Annotated in this window: 19 protein-coding genes; 11 read left to right on the top strand and 8 right to left on the bottom strand. The window is 69.2% G+C overall.

Annotation, left to right across the window (positions count from 1 at the left end; genetic code table 11):
• The first annotated feature begins 134 nt into the window (after nt 1-134).
• Complete coding sequence (locus tag BST11_RS19290; RefSeq protein ID WP_083139486.1) at nt 135-911, top strand: acetyltransferase; 777 nt, start codon at nt 135-137, stop codon at nt 909-911.
• Here the strand turns inward: BST11_RS19290 and BST11_RS19295 are convergent.
• The 8 genes from BST11_RS19295 to BST11_RS19330 all read right to left on the bottom strand — a co-directional run bounded on the left by BST11_RS19295 (nt 908) and on the right by BST11_RS19330 (nt 12,000).
• Nucleotides 908-2,128: an N-acetylmuramoyl-L-alanine amidase gene (locus BST11_RS19295; RefSeq protein WP_067317747.1), complete on the bottom strand. Its 1,221-nt coding sequence runs from the start codon at nt 2,126-2,128 to the stop codon at nt 908-910. The genes BST11_RS19290 and BST11_RS19295 overlap by 4 nt on opposite strands.
• 124 nt (nt 2,129-2,252) lie before the next feature.
• Nucleotides 2,253-2,606 (bottom strand): thioredoxin, encoded by a 354-nt coding sequence (trxA, locus tag BST11_RS19300; protein WP_083139487.1) that lies wholly within the window; start codon nt 2,604-2,606, stop codon nt 2,253-2,255.
• The gene (gene trxB, locus BST11_RS19305; RefSeq protein WP_083139488.1) at nt 2,603-3,634 is read right to left on the bottom strand and encodes a thioredoxin-disulfide reductase; all 1,032 of its coding nucleotides are present in this window, start codon (nt 3,632-3,634) and stop codon (nt 2,603-2,605) included. The genes trxA and trxB overlap by 4 nt, the downstream gene beginning before the upstream one ends.
• 218 nt (nt 3,635-3,852) lie before the next feature.
• Entirely contained in the window at nt 3,853-4,599 is a 747-nt protein-coding gene (locus BST11_RS19310) for an anti-sigma factor (protein WP_083139489.1), read from the bottom strand.
• Nucleotides 4,592-5,185 carry an RNA polymerase sigma factor SigM gene (gene sigM, locus BST11_RS19315; protein ID WP_083139490.1) on the bottom strand — a complete coding sequence of 198 codons (594 nt, stop codon included), beginning with the start codon at nt 5,183-5,185 and terminating at the stop codon, nt 4,592-4,594. The genes BST11_RS19310 and sigM overlap by 8 nt, the downstream gene beginning before the upstream one ends.
• 70 nt (nt 5,186-5,255) lie before the next feature.
• Complete coding sequence (gene murJ / locus BST11_RS19320; RefSeq protein ID WP_083139491.1) at nt 5,256-8,879, bottom strand: murein biosynthesis integral membrane protein MurJ; 3,624 nt, start codon at nt 8,877-8,879, stop codon at nt 5,256-5,258.
• Nucleotides 8,876-11,269 carry a DUF6049 family protein gene (locus BST11_RS19325; protein ID WP_083139492.1) on the bottom strand — a complete coding sequence of 798 codons (2,394 nt, stop codon included), beginning with the start codon at nt 11,267-11,269 and terminating at the stop codon, nt 8,876-8,878. The genes murJ and BST11_RS19325 overlap by 4 nt, the downstream gene beginning before the upstream one ends.
• The gene (locus tag BST11_RS19330; RefSeq protein WP_083139493.1) at nt 11,266-12,000 is read right to left on the bottom strand and encodes an NUDIX hydrolase; all 735 of its coding nucleotides are present in this window, start codon (nt 11,998-12,000) and stop codon (nt 11,266-11,268) included. Before BST11_RS19330 ends, BST11_RS19325 begins: the two co-directional genes overlap by 4 nt.
• Before the next feature lie 114 nt (nt 12,001-12,114).
• Between BST11_RS19330 and BST11_RS19335 the strand changes: the two genes are divergently transcribed.
• From BST11_RS19335 to eccB, 10 genes are all read left to right on the top strand, one after another.
• On the top strand, nt 12,115-13,554 hold the full coding sequence (locus BST11_RS19335) for a CCA tRNA nucleotidyltransferase (RefSeq protein ID WP_083139494.1): 1,440 nt from the start codon (nt 12,115-12,117) through the stop codon (nt 13,552-13,554).
• 24 nt (nt 13,555-13,578) lie between these two features.
• Complete coding sequence (locus BST11_RS19340; RefSeq protein ID WP_083139495.1) at nt 13,579-14,088, top strand: pullulanase; 510 nt, start codon at nt 13,579-13,581, stop codon at nt 14,086-14,088.
• 69 nt (nt 14,089-14,157) lie between these two features.
• Nucleotides 14,158-14,487, top strand: a complete 330-nt coding sequence (locus BST11_RS19345; RefSeq protein ID WP_067317868.1) for a DUF2563 family protein — start codon at nt 14,158-14,160, stop codon at nt 14,485-14,487.
• Nucleotides 14,454-16,316: a putative alpha/beta hydrolase gene (locus BST11_RS19350; RefSeq protein ID WP_083139496.1), complete on the top strand. Its 1,863-nt coding sequence runs from the start codon at nt 14,454-14,456 to the stop codon at nt 16,314-16,316. The genes BST11_RS19345 and BST11_RS19350 overlap by 34 nt, the downstream gene beginning before the upstream one ends.
• A gap of 57 nt (nt 16,317-16,373) precedes the next feature.
• Entirely contained in the window at nt 16,374-16,904 is a 531-nt protein-coding gene (locus tag BST11_RS27210) for a hypothetical protein (RefSeq protein WP_142276442.1), read from the top strand.
• Nucleotides 16,905-17,001: 97 nt separating this feature from the next.
• The gene (locus BST11_RS27635) at nt 17,002-19,119 is read left to right on the top strand and encodes a DUF5632 domain-containing protein (RefSeq protein WP_158086804.1); all 2,118 of its coding nucleotides are present in this window, start codon (nt 17,002-17,004) and stop codon (nt 19,117-19,119) included.
• A gap of 128 nt (nt 19,120-19,247) precedes the next feature.
• Nucleotides 19,248-20,171 carry a hypothetical protein gene (locus tag BST11_RS19360; RefSeq protein WP_083139498.1) on the top strand — a complete coding sequence of 308 codons (924 nt, stop codon included), beginning with the start codon at nt 19,248-19,250 and terminating at the stop codon, nt 20,169-20,171.
• Nucleotides 20,172-20,459: 288 nt separating this feature from the next.
• Entirely contained in the window at nt 20,460-20,855 is a 396-nt protein-coding gene (locus BST11_RS19365; protein WP_372509594.1) for a DUF2710 family protein, read from the top strand.
• Between the two features lie 10 nt (nt 20,856-20,865).
• Nucleotides 20,866-21,729 (top strand): transglycosylase, encoded by an 864-nt coding sequence (locus BST11_RS19370; RefSeq protein WP_083139501.1) that lies wholly within the window; start codon nt 20,866-20,868, stop codon nt 21,727-21,729.
• Between the two features lie 3 nt (nt 21,730-21,732).
• Nucleotides 21,733-23,217, top strand: a complete 1,485-nt coding sequence (eccB, locus tag BST11_RS19375) for a type VII secretion protein EccB (RefSeq protein ID WP_083139502.1) — start codon at nt 21,733-21,735, stop codon at nt 23,215-23,217.

The raw sequence follows: 23,217 nt of genomic DNA on the forward strand, positions 1-23,217 counted from the left end.
GGCCCCCTAACTGCGCCGGGCCACGTGGCGGGTCAAACACTGGTCCGATGTGGGCAAACTCTCCTATCCTGGAGAGGTTGCCGGTGGTCTCGTAATCAGAAGACCCCCAATACCGCACGGAAGCCAGGAGGCTAGTGTCCGCTCGAATCACGCCGCTGCGACTCGAGGCTTTCGAGCACCTCCCCAAGCACGCGCGCCGATGCGTCTTCTGGGAGGTTGACCCGGCGACCCTTGGTAACCAGGACCACCTCGCCGACCCCGAATTCGAAAAAGAGGCGTGGCTGTCGATGGTGATGCTGGAATGGGGCTCGTGTGGACAGGTAGCGATCGCGGTTCCCGACGACGAGCGCAGCCACACCGAGCCGCCGTGCCTGGGCTATGTGCTCTACGCGCCGCCCCGGGCGGTGCCGCGGGCGCAGCGGTTTCCCACCGCGCCGGTGTCCGCCGACGCGATCCTGTTGACATCGATGAACATCGAGCCGGGTCCGGACGCCGACGACCTGCCGCACGGGCTCATCGCGCGAGTGATCGACGAGCTGGTCCGGCGCGGGGTCCGGGCACTGGAAGCGTTCGGCCGAACGGCGGCGGCCTCCGAGCTGCAGGGTCCGGACACGGCCGATCCCGACGTCCGGCCGGTGTTAGAGGCTTTGGGGGACTGCTCAGTCGACCACTGCATGATCGATGCCGAGTTCCTGAAAGACGTGGGATTCGTTGTGGTGGCGCCGCATACGTATTTTCCGCGGCTGCGGCTGGAGCTGGACAAGGGCCTGGGGTGGAAGGCCGAAGTTGAGGCGGCGCTGGAACGCCTGCTGGCCAACGCTCAGTTGGAGCAGCCGGTGGGGGCGGGTTCGTCGAGTTCGTCGAGTTCGTTAATGACGGGCAATACGCTGCGGATCACCGACGGCGGCTAGGAGCCGCCGAGCCGGGACGCCCGCTCGACCGACAATTCATGAGCCAACAGCTCGGCGAAAGTGAATGTGCCGGTGGGGCGGTCGTTCTTGCCCAAAAGGTAGAGGCGCTTGACCGCGGCGAGGATGCCTTCGGCGATGGCGTCGCGGGTCTGCGTGGAGACCAGCATCGCGCGATCGCGCGGGTTGGTGATGTAACCGACATCGACCTGAACGGTGGGCATCCGCGTCAGGCGCAGCAGGTCCCAGGTCCGGCCGTGCGTCCGGCAATCCCGTAAACCGGTGCGGGCCACCACTTCTCGCTGAATGAAGTCGGCGAGGTTGCGTCCGATGGTGGAGACCGACCCGTGCGAGTTGCCGAAGTGGAAGGAGGCGACGCCGTTGGCCGCAGGGCTGGCCTGTGATTCGCACCGCAGGCTGATCATCAGGTCCGCGCCGACGTTGTTGGCCGTGGCGGCGCGTTCGGCGTCCGACGGGCTGCGGTTGGTGGGCCGTGACAGGAACGTCTCCATGCCGATGGCCGTCATCCGCCCCTCGAGCCGACTGGCCAAGTCCCACAACACATCCGCTTCACTGACCGGTCCCGCGGCGCCCTGGATGATCATGCCATGGTCGGCGCCACCGCGGCCCGGGTCGATGATGATGCGCTTGCCCGAAAGCTTCGGGCCGGATCGACGGACCAGCTCTTCCTCGCGGATGGCGTGCGGGGAGCCGCCGCTGACGCGCGAACTCAAAAAGTACAAGGAGCGCAGGGTTTCCGGGCCGCAGATGCCATCGGCGGCCAGTCCGTACTCACGCTGATACGACATCAGGGCGTTGTGGGTCTGCAGGCCGAAGTGGCCGTCGACCAGCCCGGTGTAAAAACCGAGGTCCTGCAGCCGCGCCTGCAGCGTGGCGACATCGTCGCCGTACAAAGGGGCCCCGAACTGGTGATATAGGGTGCGCGCGCCGAGCCGGTACGACGCCTCCTTCAATGCGCGGTAGGTCGCTTCGCCGACGATGCCGTCGACCAGCAGACCGCGATTCTGCTGGAAAGCGCGCACGGCCTGGTCGAGTTCGGCGTCGAAGACGTCGGGGGCCACGTGTCGCCCGGTGGTCATGTCTTCGTCGGAGTTTTCCAGCAGCCCCAGCGAGGCCAGCGTCGCCCGAATTTCGGTCACAGCTGCGCTGCGGTCACCACAGCGCAGCGCGTCGCCACCTTCGCGGCGCGGACTCGACATACAAGGGTCCTCCGGGGCAAGGCCGAACACGACTAACAGCTACCCGGTATTGTCGCAGACGCTTCTCCGTTTTCGGAAAACCCCAGGCTATGCGCGGGGCGCGGCGCGGCGGGTCGGACGACCCTCAGGTGAGGTTGGGAACCGCGTCGGAAAGCTCGCGCAGCAACGCCGCCTTGCCTTTGGCGCCGACGATCCGCTTCACCGGCTGGCCGTCCTTGAACAGGATCAGAGTGGGGATCGAAACCACCTGGAAGTCGCGCGCCGTCTCAGGGTTGGCGTCCACGTCGAGCTTGGCGACGGTGAGCTGGCCGGCCCGCTCGCTGGCGATTTCCTCGAGAACCGGCGCGACCATCTTGCACGGCCCGCACCATGTCGCCCAAAAGTCAACCAGCACAGGCTTATTGCTGGCCAACACGTCCGCTGAAAAAGACGCGTCGGAGACTTGTATTGTGGTGCCGCCCTTTTCGGCGTCGGTCATCGCGGTGCTCCAATCAATGTGTCGGTACCTTCGGAGTTTCCGGCTGCTGCGCCGCCGTCGGGCGCGCCCGACTCGTGCTCGGCCAGCCAACGCTCCGCGTCGATGGCGGCGGAACAGCCACTGCCCGCCGCGGTGACCGCCTGCCGGTAGGTGCGGTCGACCAGGTCGCCGGCGGCGAACACGCCCTCCAGCGAGGTGCTGGTGGTGCGCCCCTTCACAAGCACGTAGCCGTCGGGATCGACGTCGATGGCGTCGCGCACCAGCTCCGACCGTGGGTCGTGACCGATCGCCACGAAAACACCGGTGACCGCGAGGGTTGACTCGGCGCCGGTGAGGGTGTCGCGCAACCGCAGTCCGGTCACGGTCGTGTCACCCTCGACCGCCTCCACGACGGCGTTGGTGACGAACTTGATCTTGTCGTTGTTGCGGGCCCGGTTGAGCATGATCTTGGATGCCCGGAACTCGTCGCGTCGGTGCACCAGCGTCACGCTGCTGGCGAATCGGGTCAGGAAGAGCGCTTCCTCCATGGCCGAGTCGCCACCGCCGACGACGGCGATGTCCTGGTCGCGGAAGAAGAAGCCGTCGCAGGTGGCGCACGAGCTCACCCCCCGCCCCAACAGCTCCTGTTCGCCCGGGACCTGTAGGTAGCGCGCGGCCGCGCCCATGGCCAAGATGACGGCCCGCGCGCGGTGGGTTTCCCCCTCGGCGGTGACGACCGACTTGACCGGGCCGTCCAGCGAGACCGATTCGACGTCTTCCATCCGCAGGTCGGCGCCGAAGCGCAGCGCCTGCTCGCGCATCTCGTCCATCAGCTCCGGGCCGGTGATGCCGTCGCGGAAGCCGGGATAGTTCTCCACCTCGGTGGTGGTCATCAACGCGCCCCCGAACGACGTGCCCTCGAAAACCAGCGGGGCCAGTTGCGCGCGGGCGGTGTAGAGCGCGGCTGTGTACCCGGCGGGACCGGAACCGATGATGATGACGTCGTGGACGGTGTCGTGACCGTCACGTGGGGAAGTGTCGGCAGTCATTCGGGCCTTTCAGGTGCGGAAGCTACGTCTTCGAACGCCAGCGTAGGCGCGGGTGTTCCCGGGGTGCCGGGCACCACACTAGATCGCCGCCGGCCCGGTGGCGGCGATCACCGCTCGTTTCTTTGGCAGTGACCCGCGTCGCCCGGCTGCGCCGTGCTTGCGATCACCGCTGGGTTTTTGGCGGTGACCCGCGTCGCCCGGCTGCGCCGTGCTTGCGATCACCGCTGGGTTCGTGAGACCTGCGTGTTGGCCAGCAGCCCGGTATCGGCGGCGCTGCAATTCGTCGCCACCGCAAACACCGCCAGGTTGTCGGGTGTGTCCCCAGGCAACACCAGCAGCACCCCGGGGCGGGCGTTGATGTCGATGGGTCGCGCGCCCAGCACCTGGGTGGACGCCGGGTAGCCGAGGCCGTTGAGGCAGGACGCGCGGCGCGGGGGGTCGCCGAGCGGGCCGTACTCGGGCGCGCGGCCGAGCAGATCGAGGATCTCCGCCGGCGAGAGCGGGATCGTCATCGGGGGCGTCGACACCGTGATGTGCTCGGCAGTGACCGGGGCGCTGGGTGTGGGCTCGGGCGCGTTGAGCAGCGCCGCGGTGCCGACCCCGATCGCCGCGAGCACCGCGCCCACGCCCGCGACACCGGCGACCGCCCGCGCGGGGCGGCCGCGTGGCCGGGCCGAGTGCGCGACATCGCCGCGGTGCTGATGGGCCGCCCGTAACGCCGCCGAGATCCGCGCGGTGACGTCCGGCGGCACGGCATGCGCCGACGAGGCCTCGTCCGCGCCCAGCGCGGCGACATCGCGGCGCACCCGGTTGAGGGCGCGCAGCAGCCCCCGCGCCTCGGGGTCGTCGCGCACCCGTCGGCGCACGTGGGCCGCGGCATCGTCGTCCAGCAGCCCGGCCTGCAGGTCGGCCAGCAGCTCGACCGTTAGAGGCGGCTCCGCGGTTTCGTCGTCGGGTTCACCCATCCGCCCCAGTGTCCGTCATGCAGGGACCGGCGGGACGATCGGCACGGATGTATCCGAGTAGCTCGGCCAGCCGGACCCTGCCGCGGGAACAGCGGCTCTTGACGGTGCCCTCGGCGACGCCCAAGAGCGCTGCGGTGTCGGCGACCGAGTAGCCCTGCATGTCGACGGCCACCACCGCCGCCCGTTGCTCGAGGGGCAGGCGCATCAGGGCGCGCTGCACCACGATCGCGGTTTCGACCTGCGCCGTGCGATCGGCGACCTGATAGACATCCTCCAGCGGGGCGGTCGGGTGGGCCTTGGCGCGCCGCAGCCGGTCCAGGCAGGCGTTGACCACGATCCGGTGCAGCCAGCTGCCAACCGCGGCGTCATGCCGGAACGAACCCGCGCAGCGGTGCGCCGAAAGCATCGCATCCTGCAGTGCGTCCTCGGCGTCCTCGGGTGTGCGGGTGGTCAGCCTGGCGAGCCGGTGCAGTTGCCGTCGGTGCCGGTGGAACAACTCGCCGAAGGCGTAACGGTCGCCGGCGACGTGGGCCGCCAGCAGTTCGGCGTCGCTGCGCTTCCCGTCGCCGGTTCCCCCGAGACCCACGGCCGGACAGTAACCAATCGTGGGTCGCGCGGCACTTCACCGGCGCCGGGGTCTGTGAGCCCGCAGGCGGTCAGGAAGCCGCCTTGACCGTGATCTCCGAAATGCTGGCCTGGCTCTTGCCGTCGGTGGTCCCCAACGTGGAGATCCATACCAGCACATTCGATGTCGCCGAGCCGCCCCGGACCGGTATTACGTTGTGGCCGGGCTTGAGCGCGAACGCCGGCGCCAGCACGGTGGTGTCCTCCAGCTTCGACGGCGAGGCCGTGGACGCCGAACGGATCTCGACCTTGGTGCCGCTGCCCGCGATGTCGATGGTGACCTGGCCGATGACGGTGGGGCTCGGCAGTTGCAACATCAGCCCTTCGCCCTGCTTGAACGTCGGGAATGGGACCGCGTCGGTGTAGACCTCGGTTGACCAGGAGGTCGAGGGGTCGCCGTCGATGGCCTGCCCGGCCTGGCTCGGGTTGTCGGTCTCGTTGTCGGGGGAGTAGACGGAGGCCTTCGTGGGTTTGACGACGCTGCCCGCGGCCGCGGAACTCGTGGTGGACGACGTCGCGGACGACGGGCCGTTGAGCCCGAGCTCGTCCTTGTTCAGGCCGCCGCCGACGTCGCCGAAGATGCTGCTCACCACCGACGCCAGCACCAGCAGTGCCACCACGATGACCGCGACCGCGGCTCCGACACCGATCAGCACGTTGCGCCGTCGGCGGGCCATGGTCGCGTAGTCGCGGCCGCTGGTTGGCCGGGTGGTGGGTGGCAGTGCCGGCGAATCGTCGATCGGGCCGAGGATCTCGGTTCGGTCGGCCACCGCCGTCGCCTGCTGCAGCAGGTTCAAAAGTGTTGAGGCACTGCGTATTCCACCGTCCTCTTGAACCGCGCGGACGGCGACCGCGGAAATCTGGAACGGGATGTCGCGGTCGATGACCATGGGCTCGACCGGGTTGCCCGCGGAGTCCCGCTCGGCCGGCGCCAGGCCGCTGCGCACCCCGGACTGCGGCAGCGGCCACCGATTGACCAGCAGGGCATACAGCGTGGCGCCGATGCCGCGGATGTCGTCTTGCGGGTTGGCGTCGGGCATGGTGGCGGGATAGGCGAGCACCACGTCACCGTCGATGCTGACGCGCACCCGGTTGGGGTGGTCGATCGACAGGGCAACGCCGGCGCGGTGGGCGGCGTCGGCGGCGGCGGCCAACGACTGCATGGCGCGGACGGCGCCGATGGCCGACGGTGAGGTGTCGGCGACCTCCTGCAATGAACCGCCGCGGATCCACTCCGAGACGACCAGGCCGCCGGACCCGGTGCGGACCACGTCGAGGACCCGGGCGATGCCGGGCTTGTCGATCCTGCTCAGCCGCAGGGTGCGGGACAGGACATCCTGCAGCACCTCGTCGGGCAGTGCTCCGTCCGGATCGACGAAAGTCAGCGCGACCTGCCGGTCCAGCGCGGTGTCCATCGCCTGCCAGAACTGCAGGGGCGGTGCGCCGCCGTGGAAGACCAGCAGCCGGTACCGGCCGCTGGCGATGCGGGCGCCGGGAACCAGGTGCACCGCCTCCGCGGCCGCGGGATCGCCGGCGCGTTCGCGGGGCGCGTCGAATGGTCTTGGGCCGCGGCCGTTTTCGGCTGAGGGACCGCCGTTTTGCCGGTCGGGCGGACGCGGTGCCGGCTCGCGCGGGATGTCGGGCTGAAAGTCGTCGGCGACGGGTCTCTGGAGATCGGAGGGTAGCTCGGCGCCCGACCCCAAGCCGGATCCAGCGCCGGCTGCGCTATCCACTGGGCGCTCGGTCACCTCCGGTCCTTTCGCTATGCGGGCGTTGACGCCCCGCTCCGGAGGCCTGCGCCGGATCGGCTCCTGGACCGCACCTACCCCCGGCGGGGACGAATTCCTCTGCTCAGGGTACGTGACGCGGGCGTGTCGGGACGATCCGTCTTGCGCAGGGGCCGGGGCGCCGCGAGGAATGCGGCGCCTGACGGCGCCCAGCGCCGCGTGCGCCTCGGGCACGCGCGCGCGGAGCAGGACGGTGGCCATGATCGGCACCATGATGGCCGCGAGCACCAACAGCCGCAGCAGAGAACCCACCCCGCCGTGCGCGGTCAGCCGACCCAGCCCCAGCAGCCGATCGGCCACGTGGGCGACCAGGCCGGCCAGCATCGACGCGACGATCGTCACCAGAATGGTGCGCAGCTCGTCGACGCCGATCAGTTGACCACCCTTGGGCAGCAGCGCGTGGCGCAACAGGTAGTAACCGACGATCGCGCCGGCCAGGAAGCCGATGCCGTTGGCCAGGCCCAGAAAGCCGGCCACCAGCTTCGGGTCGTCGGTGAGGTGCGGAGCCAGCACCGAGCCGACGATCTTGACGGCCGTGATGACGAGGATGATCACGATCGGCGTCCAGGGCTGCTCGCGCGCGTAGAACACGCGCAGCTGCAGGAGCACCAGCCCGTAGGGGATCAAGGTGAACGCCGACAACGCGATTGCGGCGCCGAGGTAGCCGGCGTCGACATCGCCGAAATGCCCGTAGGCGAATAGCGCGCTGCCGATAGCCGGGCCGCCGACGGTCATGAACGCCACGATCGGGATCAGGGTGATCAGGGTCAGCCGGGTAGCCAGCGACAGGTCGGCGAGCACTCCGCGGGTGTCGTCGTTGGCGGCATTGCGGCTCAGCCGCGGCATCACCACGGTCAGCACCGTCACCCCGATCATGCCGAACGGGAGCATCAGGACCAGCCAGGTGTAGTTGTAGATCGCGGGGCCGGAAGCCTCCGCGGTGCTGGCGATCTGGTTGCCGATCACCAGGCCGAGCTGGCTGATCAGCACGTAGAGCACCATTGCCGCGGCCATCGCCCCGAAACGCTTGAGGCGCTGGTCGATTCCCCACAGCGGGCGCAGGCTCACGCGCTGGCGCTTCAGCGCCACCAGCAGCACGGCGGTCTGCGCGAACACGCCAAGGGTGGTGCCGATCCCGAGCACCAGCAGCTTGGCGTTGCCCATCCGGACCGGATCGACCGACAGCTCGCCGGGGACGGCCACGTACACGCCGAGGGTGACGAGGGCGACGACGTTGTTGACGACCGGCGCCCACGCCGTAGGGCCGAACACGTTGCGGGTGTTCAGGATTGCCATGAACACCGACGTCAGCCCGTAGGCCAGCACCTGCGGGAGCAGCAGGTAGGCGAAGGCGGTGGTCAGGGGCTCGTTGACCTGCGGGACGCGGCCCAGCATCAGCCGTACCAACACCGGCGCGGCCAGCACCGACAGCGCCGTCGCGACCACCAGCAGCGCGGTGGTCAACGTGACCAGGCGCCGCACGAACGCCGCGCCCCCGTCGGGATCGCTTTGCTCGGCGCGGGCCAGCACCGGCACGAAGATTGCGGTGAACGTCGCTTCGAGCACCAGCGCGGCGACCAGGTTGGGCAACTGATTGGCCACCGAGAAGGCGCTGGACAGCGCCGCCCCCAGGATGGCGGCCAGCACGACGATGCGCGCGAAGCCGGTCAGGCGGCTGACGAGGGTCGCGAACGCCATCGCCCACGACCGGGAGACCAGCGCGGCGTCGGACAACTCGGGTCGGCGGCGCGCCAACTCCGGCACCGGCGGAAGGGGACCCGTTGGCGGGCCCGGACGTCTGCGGTGTGCGGCCGGCGGCTGGCGCAGCGGCTGGGGCGGCGCCTGGGTACGCCGAAACGCGGGGTTCATACTTGCTCGTGGTCGACGGGTTTGTCGATCTGGTCGTGCGCCTCGACGGGTGTGGAGTGGGGTGGATCGGGGCGATCCAGGTCGGCGCGGTCGGGCTGCCCGCGGAAGCGGTGCCACAGCCGCCGGCCGGCGAGCAGCACCAGTACCGCCGCGGCGCTGAGGGTGATCGCGAACAGCACCTTGCCGTAGGCGTTGGAATGCACCGACAACCGCACCGGCTCGCCCAGCCGCATGCCATCCGCGGTGCGCAACGTCACGTCGACGGCGACGCGCTGGGTGAAGTTCACTTCGATCGGCACGAGCAGCGGCAGGTATCCCGGCGGCAACTCGATCTGGCCGACGTCGGTGACCGTCATCCCGGGGGGCGCGTCGACCTGCAGCCGCACCCGGATCGGCACGGCGAGGCCATTGTGCAGCGCCAGCGGCAGCGGGCTGTGCTCGGTGGCCAGGGTGTAGGAGCCGCCCGGGTTGACGATTGTGACGGCGCCGAACAGGTCGTGGATCGTCTTGTCGACCACCGCCAGGCGCTGCTGGGCCAGCCCGTTGCGGGTGTCGGCCGGTTCGGACTGGCTCAACGCGCGCAGCATGTCCTCGCGCAGCGGCGCCGTGTACTGGACCCCGGTCAACCCGGTGCGTTCGTCGGTGCTCAGTGCCGACGTCAACCCCCAGAGCCGCCCGACCTGGCCGGAGATGGTGGCGGTCACGTCGTCGCCGAAGCGGCCACGCGCGGGCGGCGGTCTTTCCAGTCCGGCGGCCTGATGCGGCAGGTCGGTGCGCGCGGAGGCCTCCGCGATCACCGCCGGCAGGGGCCGCGGCACGGCCAAGCCCGAACGGATCGCGGTCACCAACGCGGTCAGCATTACCTGCGCGTCGTCGGGTTGCAGGTTCCATGTCGCCGGTGGGACCAGGAGCTGGGTGCGCGGCGCGGCGTCACGCTGCAGGGCGTGCCAGAACATGGAGCCCAACGCGTCCTGGCGCCGGGCGGCGTTCGAGTCGTGCGAGAGCCGGACATTCAGCGAGGGGTCCAGGTAGGTGGGAGCGACGGGATTGTTGCCCACGCCCGCCAGCGCCGCGCCGACGGCGGGGTCGAACGGGGCGACCACGACCTGCGGGGACAGCCGCTGGGGCGCGGTGTCCACGCCGGAGGGGCTGCCGCCGGCCGAATCCTGAGCGGACAACTCGCCCGCGGCGATCGCGACGGTGCCGGGGTCGCCGCTGAGCAGGTTGACCGCGCCGACGGTCAGCGGCCCGTCGGGCAGCAGCGTCGCCCCGCGGGCGGAGGACACGTCCAGGATGCGGTCGACGATCCCGCCGACGTTGTTGGTCGCGGTCGCGCTCAGGCCCGGGTCGCCGACGCGCTGCAGGGCGTCGAGATCGGCTTGGGCATAGGGCAGGGGCGCCACGCAGGTGCGGCGGGCCAGCGCGCGCAGCCGGTTGAGCCATCCGGTCGCGGCGGCCTGGCCGGTGCCCGGGTGCGTGGGGGTGCCGGGCAGCTGAGCGGGACCGTCGGGCGAATCGGACACCACGTAGCCGCCGGTCATCGCGTTGACGGTGACGAGCAGGTCGGGGTCGACGGCCAGGCACAGCGCGCGGCCGACCGCCCCGTCGGGGTCGACGTCGTGGCCGGTGACGGCCTCGGCCGCGGACAGCAGGATGTCCAGCCGGCCGCCGCTGGCGAGCGAGGCGGACAGGTCGTCGTCGACGAGCCGGACGGGAATTGCGCCGCCGGGTGCGCCGGGGGCCAGCCGCGGCCGATCGGCCAGCGGCCACAGCATGGTGATCCACACCGGTTTGGTGGTGTCCGGTGCGACGGCTGAGCCCAGGTCATCGGCATTGTCGGGCGGAACACCGATCACGGGCAGCAGAAACCGCGCGTTATCCAGCCGGGCCGGGGCGCCGTAATCGGGCGTCCCGTTGGCGTTGACGAGGACGGGGTAGATCCCGGGCTGCTCGATCCCCAGCGAGGCCTTGGTCACCGACCTCAGGGGCGCCGAAAGCGTGAAGCCGGCGCTTTGGCCGCGCTGCAGCTCGGGAGCGATGGTGAGGAAGTCCTCGGCCGACTGGTATTGGTCGGTGCCGCCGTCCAAGGAGGTGCGCAGCGAGGCCGACGCGGTGACCGCCGGGGCGTGCTCGAGCCGGACCATGACGTCGCGCACCGGGCGGTCGCCGATGTTGGTCACGGTCCCGCTGACGGTGACGACGGGCGGGCTCGTCGTGGTGACGACGTCCGGCGTCACCTGATCGATGCGGACCCGGACAAAAGGTGTGGTTCCGGGTTCGCCCGCGTTCGCGCGCGGGGCGGGTCCGGCGAGGACCGCAAAACCGGCCACGATGCCCACCACTGTGGCAAGGCGCAAGACGCCGGCCCAGCAGAGTCGCGGCGCGGTCACGGCCCTGGCCCGTGACCGTTCTTCCGGCCCGCGACGGGCTTGTCGGAATGCCGGGTGCGCGAATGGGTCTGTGGGCGGCGCCGGGGCGCGCTGGGCGGCAGCGGCGGAAGCGCGCCCGGCCCGTCGCTCTGCAGCTTGTCGATCAGTTCGTCGGCGACCTGAGCCAGCCGGCGCTCGTCGGCGTAGGCCAGCCGGGACGGCAGCTCCCGGATCGGCACCCACGCCACCTCGGCGACCTCGAGGTCCTCGTCGGAGAGCTCCCCGCCCGAGAAGCGCATCAGATAATGGTGCACCGTCTTGTGCACGCGGCGGCCGTCGGTGACGAACCAGTAGTCGATGCGGCCGAGCGCGGCCAGGACGCTGCCGCGGATGCCGGTCTCCTCGGCGACCTCACGGATGGCGGTCTGTTCGGCCGTCTCACCCATCTCGATGTGCCCCTTGGGCAGCGACCACAACATTCGCCCGCGCCGATCGACGCGACCGATCAGCGCGGCGACCTGTTCGTCGCGGGGCCCGTCGATGCCGTCGATGACCAGACCGCCCGCGGAGGTTTCGTGCACGGTTCGGAGCCGATCGGGCCGGCGGCGAGGCGAGCGGGACCGGCGGGATTTGGACGCCGTCGAGTCGCCGTTCGTCTGCGGGTCGGTGGGGTTCTCGGTCGCGGCGCCAGTACCACGACGCCGGCGCCGCCCCCGGCGTCGACGTGGTCTAGCTTGTTCGGCGTCCGACACCCAAGCGATAGTAGCTGGCAGGGGTCGGTCTTCCCGAGACGCTCACCGCTGCCCGGGTGGGCGACCGGGCCAGGGGGCGCTGTCGGCCGCGTCACCCGACTACGCTCATCGAACGTGCCTGACGCCCAGGATGCCGAGCTGCTGACCGCCGCCGCGGTCGCCCTCAACAAGCACGCGCCCGTGCTGCGCGAGCTGGGCGCCGCGTTCGACGCCGCGGGCCACGAACTGTATCTGGTCGGCGGTTCGGTGCGCGACGCCCTGCTGGGCAGGCTCAGTCCCGACTTGGATTTCACCACCGACGCCCGCCCCGAGCAGGTCCAGGAAATCGTGCGGCGGTGGGCCGACGCGGTGTGGGAGACCGGGATCCAGTTCGGCACCGTCGGCGTCGGCAAGGGCGACTATCGCCTGGAGATCACCACGTTCCGCGCCGACGCCTACGACCAGGTGTCGCGCAAGCCCGAGGTGCGTTTCGGCGAGCGCCTCGAGGACGATCTGGTGCGCCGCGATTTCACGGCCAACGCGATGGCGGTCCGCGTCACGCCGACGGGGCCGGGCGAGTTCCTCGATCCGCTGGGCGGTTTGGCCGCGCTGCGCGCCCTGGCGCTGGACACCCCGGCCGCGCCGGAGGTGTCATTCGGAGACGACCCGCTGCGGATGCTGCGCGCCGCGCGGTTCGTGTCGCAACTAGGCTTCACCGTCGCCCCGCGGGTGCGGGCGGCGATCGAGGCCATGGCCCCGCAGCTGGAGCGGATCAGCGCCGAGCGGGTGGCCGCCGAGCTGGACAAGATGCTGCTGGGCGCGGACCCGGTGGCCGGCATCGACCTGCTGGTGGAATCCGGGATGGGCGAGGTGGTGCTGCCCGAGGTCGGGGGCATGCGGATGGCCATCGACGAACACCACCAGCACAAGGACGTCTACCAGCATTCGCTGACGGTGCTGCGTCAGGCCATCGCGCTGGAGGACGAGGGACCCGATCTGGTGCTGCGCTGGGCCGCGCTGCTGCACGACATCGGCAAGCCCGCCACCCGCCGGCACGAGCCCGACGGCGGGGTGAGCTTTCACCACCACGAGGTGGTCGGCGCCAAGATGGTCCGCAAGCGGCTGCGGGCGCTGAAGTACTCCAAGCAGATGGTCGACGACGTCTCGCAGCTGGTGTATCTGCACCTGCGGTTCCACGGCTACGGCGATGGCAAGTGGACCGATTCGGCGGTGCGCCGCTACGTCACCGACGCGGGACCGCTGCTGCCGCGGCTGCACAAGCTGGTGCGCGCCGACTGCACGACCCGCAACAAGCGCCGGGCGGCCCGCCTGCAGGCCAGCTACGACCGGTTGGAGGCGCGCATCGCCGAACTGGCCGCCCAGGAGGACCTGGCGCGGGTGCGCCCGGACCTGGACGGCAACCAGATCATGCAGCTGCTGGGGATCCCGGCGGGCCCGCAGGTTGGCGAGGCGTGGCGCTATCTCAAGGAACTGCGGCTGGAACGCGGGCCGCTGACAACCGAGGAGGCCAGCGCCGAGCTGCTGGCGTGGTGGCGCTCGCGCGGGAACGGGTAGCGGCGCCGGCGCGTCCGAGAAGGCATGGATTACTGCCTCGCGCACGACGGCGGCGCCGCGGCCATCTGGCACGGCCAGCCGACCCTCGACCTGGACGGCGACGGCCGGCTCGATGCGATCGCACTGGATCTCGACGGCGACGGCATGCAGGACGACGCGCTGGCGGATCTCGACGGCGACGGGACGGCCGACCACGCCGTCCTCGACCTCGACAACGACGGCGCCCCGGAGGCGTACTTCACCGACGACGGATCGGGGACGTGGGGGGTGGCCGTCGACCGCGGAGGGCAACTGCGGTGGTACGGGCTTGACGGGGTCGAGCACACGGGCGGCCCGCTCGTCGACTTCGACGGTCACGGGCAGGCCGACGACCGGCTGCTAGACACCGATGGCGACGGGGTGGCCGACCGCGTGCTGTGCGCGGGCGAGGGCGGCGCGACCGGATACGTCGACACCGACGGCGACGGCAAGTGGAACGTCAGGCTCACCGACACCGATGGCGACGGCCTTGCCGACGGGGCGAGCAGCCTGTAAAGGCGGACTGAATTGACCGGCAACCGGGCGGTTATTAGCTTTACCCCCAGCTCACGCGGAGGGATGGCGATGTTCGTCGACACTGACTTACTGCACTCGGGGGGCAACGACTCGCATCGCGCGGGTGGGCACGCCCAGGCCGGGGCCGACCGGCTGTCGCAGGGTTCGCTGGCGCCGGGCATGTTCGGCGGCTTTCCCGCCGCCGAGACCTTCCACGGCGCGGTGACTGCCGCGCACGGGCAGCACGTCAAGAACTTGCAGGGCCACCAGGAGACGCTGACTGGCCTGGGGCACAAGGCGCATTACGCCGCCAACGGGTTCACCGACATGGACGAGCGCAACGCCGCAGAAGAGCGGGCGGTGCGATGGACTTCCGATACATCAGCACTCCCCACCTGATAGCCGAAGCCGGCGGTGACCCGTGGGCGATCAACGACAGCCTGCAATCCGGTCGCCCGGCGCAGATTTCCGTTCTGGCGCAGGCGTTTCACGCCGCCGGACGATGCACCGCCGAATCGGCGGCCGCCTTCGAGGACGCGCGGCGACGCTTCGCGGCCTCCTGGAATCGGGTGAACGGCGAGCACCCCATCAACGACTCGGCGGAAGTGCGGCGCGCGATCGACTCGCTCGGCCTGCAGTCGTTGCAGTTACCCGCGATCGCGGTGGAGTTGGAGAACGTCGCGGCCGCCCTGGCCGAGGCGCAAAAAACTGGCGCGCTGCTGATTTCGACGCTCGAGGCCCAGCTGCGGGAGATCGACGACCTCCTGGGCCAAGCGCTGGATCTCGAGAAGGACGGCGGACTCAGCGCGGGCGATCGGTCCGCGGTGGATGCGCTGATCCGGGTCCTCGAGCAGCAAGCCATTGACGACACCGCCGCGGCCGTGGCCGGGCTCGAGGCGGAGCGCAGCGACTACTCGCGCTCGTTGGGCCGGTCGCTGACCACGTTGCGCACCGACGGGTACGACCCGTCGGTCCTGCACGCGGTGGATGCTTCCGGATCCACGAATTCCCAAGAGCCGCTGCGGGTTCCGCCGCCGGCGACGAGCGCCGAGGGGGTCAACCGATGGTGGAAGACGCTCAGCCCCGAGCAGCAGAGCCGGCTGATCGCCGACCGTCCGCCGGCGCTGGGAAACCTCAACGGCGTTCCCGTGGTCGCCCGCAGCCGGGTCAACAACGCGGTGCTGTATGACGACCTGCGTCGCGTCGAGGACGCCGCCGCGCAGAGCGGGGTATCGATCAACGCCGTGCTGGCCGACCCCGGCAAGTACGGGCTGACGCCCGCGGCTGTCACCCGCTACACCAATGCGTGCCGCACCGAACAGGGCCTGAGCGAGGCGCGCTCGGGTGGCGCGGATGCCTTCCTCGTGAAGTACCAGCCCGAGGCTTTCGGTGGCGAGGGTGCCGCCGCCGTCTCCGTGGGCAACCCCGACACGGCGGACAACACCGCGGTGTTGGTGAAGGGGGCGGGCACGTGCGTGCGCGACGGCACGCTGGCCCAAGCCGAGGGCGTCAACCTCTATAGGGAGTCGGCTCGCGCGGAGTGGGGCAAGCGGACGGCGGTGGTGACGTGGCTCGGCTACGACGCCCCCGATGGCTGGTACGACCCGGGCCTGCGGGAGCCGGACATGGCCCGCGCCGGCGCGCGGGTGCTGGCCGCCGACGTGAACGCTTTCGCGGTGACCCACGAGGGCGCACCGGCACACACGACCGTGATTGGTCATTCCTACGGGTCGACCGTCGTTGCGGATGCGGCGACGGCATACGGGATGCGTGCCAACGACGTGGTGCTGGTCGGCTCTCCGGGCACCGACATGGCGCATTCGGCGGCCGACTTCCACCTGCCGGCCGGCGGCCACCTGTACGTCGGCGCGGCCTCTGGCGACGCGGTCACCTGGTCGCCGGCCCGCGTGACGGGGCCCGGCCTGATCGGCCTGAGCTTCGGCGGGCTGGGCGACGATCCCGCTGAGGACGGCTACGGCTCCACCCGATTCAAGGCTGAGGCGCCGGGCATTTCGATGAATCCGGTCTATGACCACGTGCGCTACTTCGATGACGGGTCGGAATCGCTGTTCAGCATCGCCGATGTGGCCTCCGGTCACGGCGATGCACTGCAGCACGACGGCATGACCGCGCGGCACCGCGGCGAGTACGGCCTGGGCGGCTGGGTCGAACCAGAGATCGCGCGGACGGCGACCGGTGGGCATCGGCATCAGGCGCCGATGAGCTAAGTAGTCCGCTTCGATATCTGAAGTGACATCGTCGAGCTGACTATTAGCCTTAACTACGTGACGGTTCCCAACCCGCCTGCAGCCCGGTGGTTACCACCCACCGCACCGACTCACCAGGGGTTGAAGGGGCGCACAGCTGTTGTCGTCGCTACTGCTGGCGTCTTGCTTGCAGTCGTCGCACTCACCGTTTCGATTATCAGCATCATGCGGCCTATGGCGGGCGCTTCAGGCAAGTCTTCGGTGGGCACGACTACTTCTCCGACTATCGCCCCCGACCAGGTCGCAGCCGCGAAGAAGGAGCTGTGTTCGGCTTATCACCTTGCCGCCCACTCAGTGAATGTGGACACGCATTCTTCTGATACGGCCCTGGCGCGGATTTCCTTAGCAAATGGGGCAGGGATGCTCGATGCGGCAGCGGCCAATCCAGCTCTCGACTCGAATGATCGCGATGCCGCACGTGCGCTGGCTTCCGCCTATCGCAACTCCAATGCTGTAAGTAGTGATACGGATCTGTCGTCACCGCTGTACCAGGCAACAATTGACGAAATCACTCGGACCAATGCAGCAATGGCAAAGATCTGTCCATAGCCGGTCTCCAACGCATCTCGCCGAAGCACAATTTTGCGACTAGGGCATCCGCGACGATTTGTGGAAAGATGGGACCGGGTTTTAAGGAGGGGTGCTTGTGGCGGGGGATCTGCCGGCGGGCAAGTACACAGCGGCCCTCATAGGTTCGTGGTGGCCACAGCCAGCATCAACCCTTCGCGCCGGCGCTCAGCACTGGCTTGCTCTTGCAGAGCAACAGGAACGGTACGCGCAAAGCCTACGTAATCAGTGGACGCAGTTCGCATCGCGCAATCAGGGCCATACTGCCGACGATCTCGTCTACCGCTACCAAAAGGGCGAGAAATTTCATCTCGACTTAGCGGAGAAATATAGTGTGAAATCCGCCGCGCTTGAAAAGGCGGGAGACGCGATCGATAATCTGCGTGAGGGATTGCGAGGCATCGCTGACGAATACAACCAACGGATCTCGGCTATCGAAAACTCAAAAGAGCCCGCAGTAACGAAAATTGCGGAAATCCAGAGATTAATTGCCGAAGCCAATGGATTCGCCGCGCACAAGTCTGGTGCCGCAGTAGCCGCGATTATGGATGGCACCGAGAAGATCCTCACCACGGAGGGGGTGGGGATGTCGGCGCAGGAATTCCTTGCGAGTCAGGGATTGACTACCGACGGTCCGGTTAAGCCGGCAACAGGTGACGATGGCGCTCCGGGAAAGCACGGTGTTGGCGTCGGAAGCCATGGGGGCAGCGCTAACACTGGCGACGGTGGTCCGCCAGGTGTGCATGGCCACGGCGAAACACATGTAGCCACCAGTTACGTAGGGGATGGTGGGCCAGCAGGTGGGCGAGGCGCTGGCGTTGGCAGCAGTGGGCCAAATGCGCCTGGCGGCGCTGGTAGTAGCCCGCCGGTTGGTGCCCCGATCGGCGCCGGGCACATGCCGGGCGCTGTTGGAGTTGGTTCGCAGCTAGCAGGCGGCGGTCTTTCACCGGCAGCTGCTTTGGGTGGGCTCTCGCCCAACCAGCTGGGCCACTCATTCGCCCAAGGAGTAATTGCAGGCCAGCCAGCAGGGTCCGGCGCGAACCAGTTGTCGCAGGGTCTGATGAGCGCGACCGGCGCGGGTTCCGCGCCACCGCCGCAACCCCCCGTTGTCCCGCCGGTATCGGCTCCGACCATTGTTGGGGCCGGGGTCGACGTCGCTGCGGTGGATCATGGTTCGGGCGCACCGGCTTCCACAGCGTCCAGTGCGCCGGTGATGTCGACGGGTGGTGCGGTTCCCGTCGCCGCAGCGATGCCGCTCTCAACGCCGATGACTCCGGTGACCGGCGGCCCGGCGGCGACCCCTGCCGGGCCGTTGCCCGTCTACGGCTCGGATCTGCGTCCGCCGGTTGTTGCCCCACCGGCGGTTCCGGCTCCTACAGCCCCGGTGTCCGGCGCCCCCGTTGCGCCATCGCCATCGACGTTGCCTCCGACGTCACCCTCGGCGGGTAGCGCGCTGATGTCCACGGTCCAGCGCGGCGCCGCCGAGCAGGCTGGAGCAAGCGCGGCGAGTCCGGCGGGAGCATCCGCGTTGTCCGCCGCTGCGGGCGCCGCGGCAGGCGACGTTTCGAGCCGGGCCGCTGAGCAACAGAGGCTTCAACGCCTTGTCGATGCGGTGGCTCGCCAGGCCCCGGGGCTGTCGTGGGCGGCCGGCCTGCGCGACGACGGCACAACGCTTCTGGTCAGCAACGTCGCGGGCGGCTGGATCCCGCCGAACGTGAAGATCCCCGTCGGCGTGAATCGACTGCTGGAACCGGGCCACCGACGATCCGATGCCAACGTGGTTGATCTGCTGGGCGCGGTCACGACTGCCGCCGTGCACAAACCCCACGGGTTCATCGCCAAGCCGGAACCCGACGATCCCGCACTGACCGCTGACCGCTTGGCGCGCACCGGACCCGAAGTGGACGAGCTGGGTCCGGCGCTGGTCGAGGCCGTTCGACGCCGCGACGGCTTGCCGCGCATCGCGCAGACGCTGGCGCAAGCCGCGACGCGCGGAACGGGAGTTACCGAGAACGAGGTCGAGGTGTTGCAAGGCGAGCAGCAAGCCGCCTACCAGAAAGCGCTGGAGGGTCCGCACGACCTGTCCCCCGCCGCGGATTGGATGTTGCTGGCAGCTATCGACGCCTTGATTGCCGGCCACGAATCCGTTGCCAACTACCACATGGCGTGGTACGTCGCGATCTCGGCAAAGCTTTGATGACTACCTTTTGACCGGCAACCCCTCTACCATGCGACTCACTAGGACGCGGCTCGCGTCGCGACGGCCAACGGGGGTGTCGAGGCCAGCGAGCGTCTTGAAAGCCCTGAGGGGAGGGTTGAGAAATCATGACGGGTGGTCGAGATATCATCTCGTTCCCCGAGGACTATGGGTTGCTGGGTAGCAACCCGCTGGCGCCGCCCGGTGTAGTGCCAAATGGCCTTCCACCGGGAGGCCTAACACCCGCCGATCAGGCTGCCGCAGGAGTAGCAGCGGCAAGCAATATCGGCGTGCCTGGGGATCAGGCAGCCAGCGCCGAGGGCGAGGCCGACCGGCGAGCGCACGCGCTCGATGCGGCTCAGAAGTTTCCGGCCAACGAAGCCGACTCCGCACAGCAGTTCCAGCAACTGACGCAGATGTTCCCGCAAATGGTGTCGGGTTTCATGGGCGCGCTCACCGGTGCGCTCGGCGGGTTCATGGGGCCGCTCACCCAGATTCCGCAGCAGGCAATGCAGGCCGCAGAGAGTGCTGTCCAGCCGCTGATGGGGGCGGCGAAGGGCGGCGGTGCGGCCGAGGCGGCATTGACGGATATGTCGGGCGAACCGGCCGCATTCGACAGCGCTGGCCTTGGTGGGGGTGGCGCCGGCGGCGGTGGCGGCATCGGCGCCGGGGACACGACCCCAACCGGCTATATGGGACCGCCGCCTGTGCCCTCGTCTTCCCCGCCCACGACGCCGGCCGCGGCGTCGATCAAGCCGGCGGCAATGGTGCCGACCGGCGGGGTGCCGCCCCCGGCGGGGCCGATGGGCATGACCGGTATGCCGCTGATGCCCGGCGCCATGGGCGCGGGCGGTGAAGGTGGTACCAAGGACAAGCCCGCCGAAAAGCGGGTCACCGTCCCGGGCATCCCCAACGGCCAGCCGGTCAAGGGCCGCCTGACGGTGCCGCCGAGCGTGCCCGTCACGAAATCCGAGGGCAAACCGCCCGTGGTGGCCAAGCCCAACCGGCGGATCGTGATCGTGCCGGCGGACGAAGATCCGCCGGCACAATAAGCACGGTTGCAAGCAAACGGGTGAGGCCGCCCACTGAGAATGGACATTTCGTCGAATTGCATTTCCGAACTAAACACTGCTAATAGCCCTTTCGCAGGTGAGTGGTCCGCAGGTGGTTAAAGGCAGTAATGTCTTGACGCGTGGCCATTATCGAAACAGCTGCCGAGTTTGGATTTGGTGAGGCCGCCGTGGGCTACACACACGCTTCTGAAAACCCTTGCGGCGCAAGGATTGTTACAGGGCTAGCGAACGTGCTGGGGGTAGACGTGCGCGCCGACGGCTTGCTTGGTGCATCCTTTTGGTGCCGCCATAGCGACGACGCTCGACGCGCCAGAAGTTATTGGAGTTGCAGCTGAGGTGTCCGGTACGGATGCGGTGCGCCCCGACGCGGCGGCGGATAAAGCATTGGTCGACCAGGTACTGGCCGATCTGAAGGCGAATTTCGAGAAGTGGGAGGCGGTACTGGCCGCCCAGGAAGCGGTGACTTTCACCGCCGATGTGGGGGACATCTATGCGGTGTGCAATTCCGACGGGCGCCTCACCGGGCTGTCATTGGCCCCGCACGTGACGACGTCGTATACGTGTCGCGAGCTCGTGGATCGACTGAATATGGTTTTCGACGCATTGCGGCAAGAAGCGCAGGCCGATTTCGATCGGAATTACGGTGGGGGAATCGTTGAATGATCCACTGGTGATGCGGGCGTTGGCCGCCCTGTCCCGCGGTCACGGCTTGTTCGTCGGCGGCGAGGCGGTTCACGGCGTCGGAGACGCCCCCGCGCAGGTAGAGGTGCGCGCCGACGGGATACGGCACGCGACGCATGCCGCCTTCAGGCCCGGACGCACCGCGGCCCGGTCGGCGTTGTCGGCGGAAAGACTGCGCCGGCTGGCCGAGGCGGACGGGAAGCTGGACGCCGCCCTGGCGAGAGCGCGGGCCGAACGGGCCGATGCCCGCACCGCGACCCGACTGAACCTCGACGCGGCGGTTGTCGACGCGATGCCTGCGGCCGATACGCCGCTGGGCCGGCGTGAGGCGATGGCCCGGATGGCCGTGCGATTGCGCAGTCAGCACGGCCACATCGTGCGGTCGCGAGCGCGCGCACACCGGCTGGCGCTGCGACTGCGGCGGCTGCGATACCCGCGCGCACACCGGACGCGACGTGGCCACGTCGGTGGCGGTAGCGGACGGGCCGCCGTTGTGGCGGCAATCCGTAAAGCGCTGGACCTCAAGGGCATTCACGACCCCGCGGCCCGGGCGCGATGGGCGCGCGGCATGGACCTCGTGGCTCGCCGCGAGTCAAACTACGATGCCTACGCCGAAAACGACTGGGACTTCAACGCGGTCAGGGGTACCCCGGCCAGGGGCGCCTTTCAATTCATCGAACCGACATTCGCCGCGTACCACGAGCCGGGGACGTCCGCGAGCATCCATGATCTCGTGGCGCAAGCGTGTGCGTTCATCAACTATGCGCAACGGCGCTACGGCGTCGCCGCCGATGCGTCGAACCTGGCCGCCCGGATCCAGCAGGCCGATCCCCGCCGCGCACCGAGGGGCTACTGACCAATGCCGCTGAGTTTGTCGAACCGCGACCAGAATTCGGGCCACCTGTTCTACAACCGGCGCCTCCGGGCGGCGACGACGCGATTCTCGGTGCGCATGAAACACGACGACCGCAAGCAGACCGCGGCTCTGGCGCTGTCGGTGGTCCTGGTGGCCATCGCCGCGGGTTGGATGGTGCTTCTGAACGTGCTCAAACCCAGTGGCGTGGTGGGTGATTCGAACATCATCGGCGACCGCGAATCGGGAGCGATCTATGCCCGCATCGACGGGCGGCTGTATCCCGCGCTGAACCTGACTTCGGCGCGGCTGGCGACGGGCAGCCCGGGGCAGCCGACGTGGGTGAAGCCGGCGGAGGTCGCGAAATATCCGACGGGTCCGCTGGTGGGTATCCCGGGCGCGCCGGCGGCGATGCCGGTGAACCGGGGCGCGGCGTCGGCGTGGGCGGTGTGCGACACCGCGGGCCGGCCCCGCACCTCGGACAAGCCCGTGGTGACCTCCATCGCGGGCCAGCTCTTCCCCGGACGCGCGGCACCGATGGCCAAGGACGCGGCACTGTTGGCGTCCTTTCAGGGTTCCGCCTATGTGATCTGGGACGGCAAGCGCTCCCAGGTCGATCCTGCCGATCGGGCGGTGACCTTGAGTCTCGGACTCGACCCCGGAGTCACTGTGCCCGTGGAGATCTCGCGAGCTCTTTTCGACGGGATGCCCGCGACGGAGCCGCTGCGGGTGCCCAAGGTCCCCGAGGCCGGTGCCCCGTCGAAGTTCCTGCCGGGTTCGCAGGTCGGTGCCGTGCTGCAGTCCCAAACGGCCGGCGGGGGCAGCCAGTTCTACGTGTTGCTGGCCGACGGTGTGCAAAAGGTCGGCGGCTTCGTGGCCGACCTGATGCGCAGCGCGAACTCCTACGGCTCGACGACGCCGCGAACCGTGAGCCCCGACGTGCTGGTGAACATTCCCCAGGTCAATTCGCTGGACGTGGACTACTACCCGACCGGGCGACTGAACTTCATCGACTCCGCCGCGAATCCGACGACCTGCGTGGCGTGGGAGAAGGCATCGACCGATCCGCAGGCACGGGTCGCCATCTACAACGGCAGAGGGCTACCTGTGCTCCCCTCGATGGACAGCCGAATCGTGCGACTGGTCCGTGACGACCGCGACCCGGCCTCGGTGGTGGCCAACCAGGTGCTGGTACTGCCCGGCGCTGCCAACTTCGTGACGTCGACGAGCGGTGTCATTACGAGTGATTCGCGGGAATCGCTGTTCTGGGTCGCCGACAACGGAGTGCGGTTCGGCATCGCCTCCGACGAATCGACGCTGCGTGCGCTGGGCCTGGATCCGGCGATGGCGGTGCAGGCGCCGTGGCCGTTGTTGCGGACATTCGCCGCGGGACCGGCGCTGTCGCAGCAGGCGGCGCTGGTGGCGCGTGACACCGTGCCCGCGCTCGGGCAGGCGGTCGTGGTGACGACATCGGCGAAGGCGGGAGGCTAG

The organism is Mycobacterium alsense (assembly GCF_002086635.1).
GTDB classification, from domain to species: domain Bacteria; phylum Actinomycetota; class Actinomycetes; order Mycobacteriales; family Mycobacteriaceae; genus Mycobacterium; species Mycobacterium alsense.

Bases quoted from the DNA above. Each gene is read 5' to 3' on its own strand.
- BST11_RS19295 (WP_067317747.1), bottom strand. From the start codon at position 2,128: ATGTCGAGTCCGCGCCGCGAAGGTGGCGACGCGCTGCGCTGTGGTGAC.
- trxA (WP_083139487.1), bottom strand. From the start codon at position 2,606: ATGACCGACGCCGAAAAGGGCGGCACCACAATACAAGTCTCCGACGCG.
- trxB (WP_083139488.1), bottom strand. From the start codon at position 3,634: ATGACTGCCGACACTTCCCCACGTGACGGTCACGACACCGTCCACGAC.
- BST11_RS19310 (WP_083139489.1), bottom strand. From the start codon at position 4,599: ATGGGTGAACCCGACGACGAAACCGCGGAGCCGCCTCTAACGGTCGAG.
- murJ (WP_083139491.1), bottom strand. From the start codon at position 8,879: ATGAACCCCGCGTTTCGGCGTACCCAGGCGCCGCCCCAGCCGCTGCGC.
- BST11_RS19340 (WP_083139495.1), top strand. From the start codon at position 13,579: ATGGATTACTGCCTCGCGCACGACGGCGGCGCCGCGGCCATCTGGCAC.
- BST11_RS19345 (WP_067317868.1), top strand. From the start codon at position 14,158: ATGTTCGTCGACACTGACTTACTGCACTCGGGGGGCAACGACTCGCAT.
- BST11_RS19350 (WP_083139496.1), top strand. From the start codon at position 14,454: ATGGACTTCCGATACATCAGCACTCCCCACCTGATAGCCGAAGCCGGC.
- BST11_RS19360 (WP_083139498.1), top strand. From the start codon at position 19,248: ATGACGGGTGGTCGAGATATCATCTCGTTCCCCGAGGACTATGGGTTG.
- BST11_RS19370 (WP_083139501.1), top strand. From the start codon at position 20,866: ATGCGGGCGTTGGCCGCCCTGTCCCGCGGTCACGGCTTGTTCGTCGGC.
- eccB (WP_083139502.1), top strand. From the start codon at position 21,733: ATGCCGCTGAGTTTGTCGAACCGCGACCAGAATTCGGGCCACCTGTTC.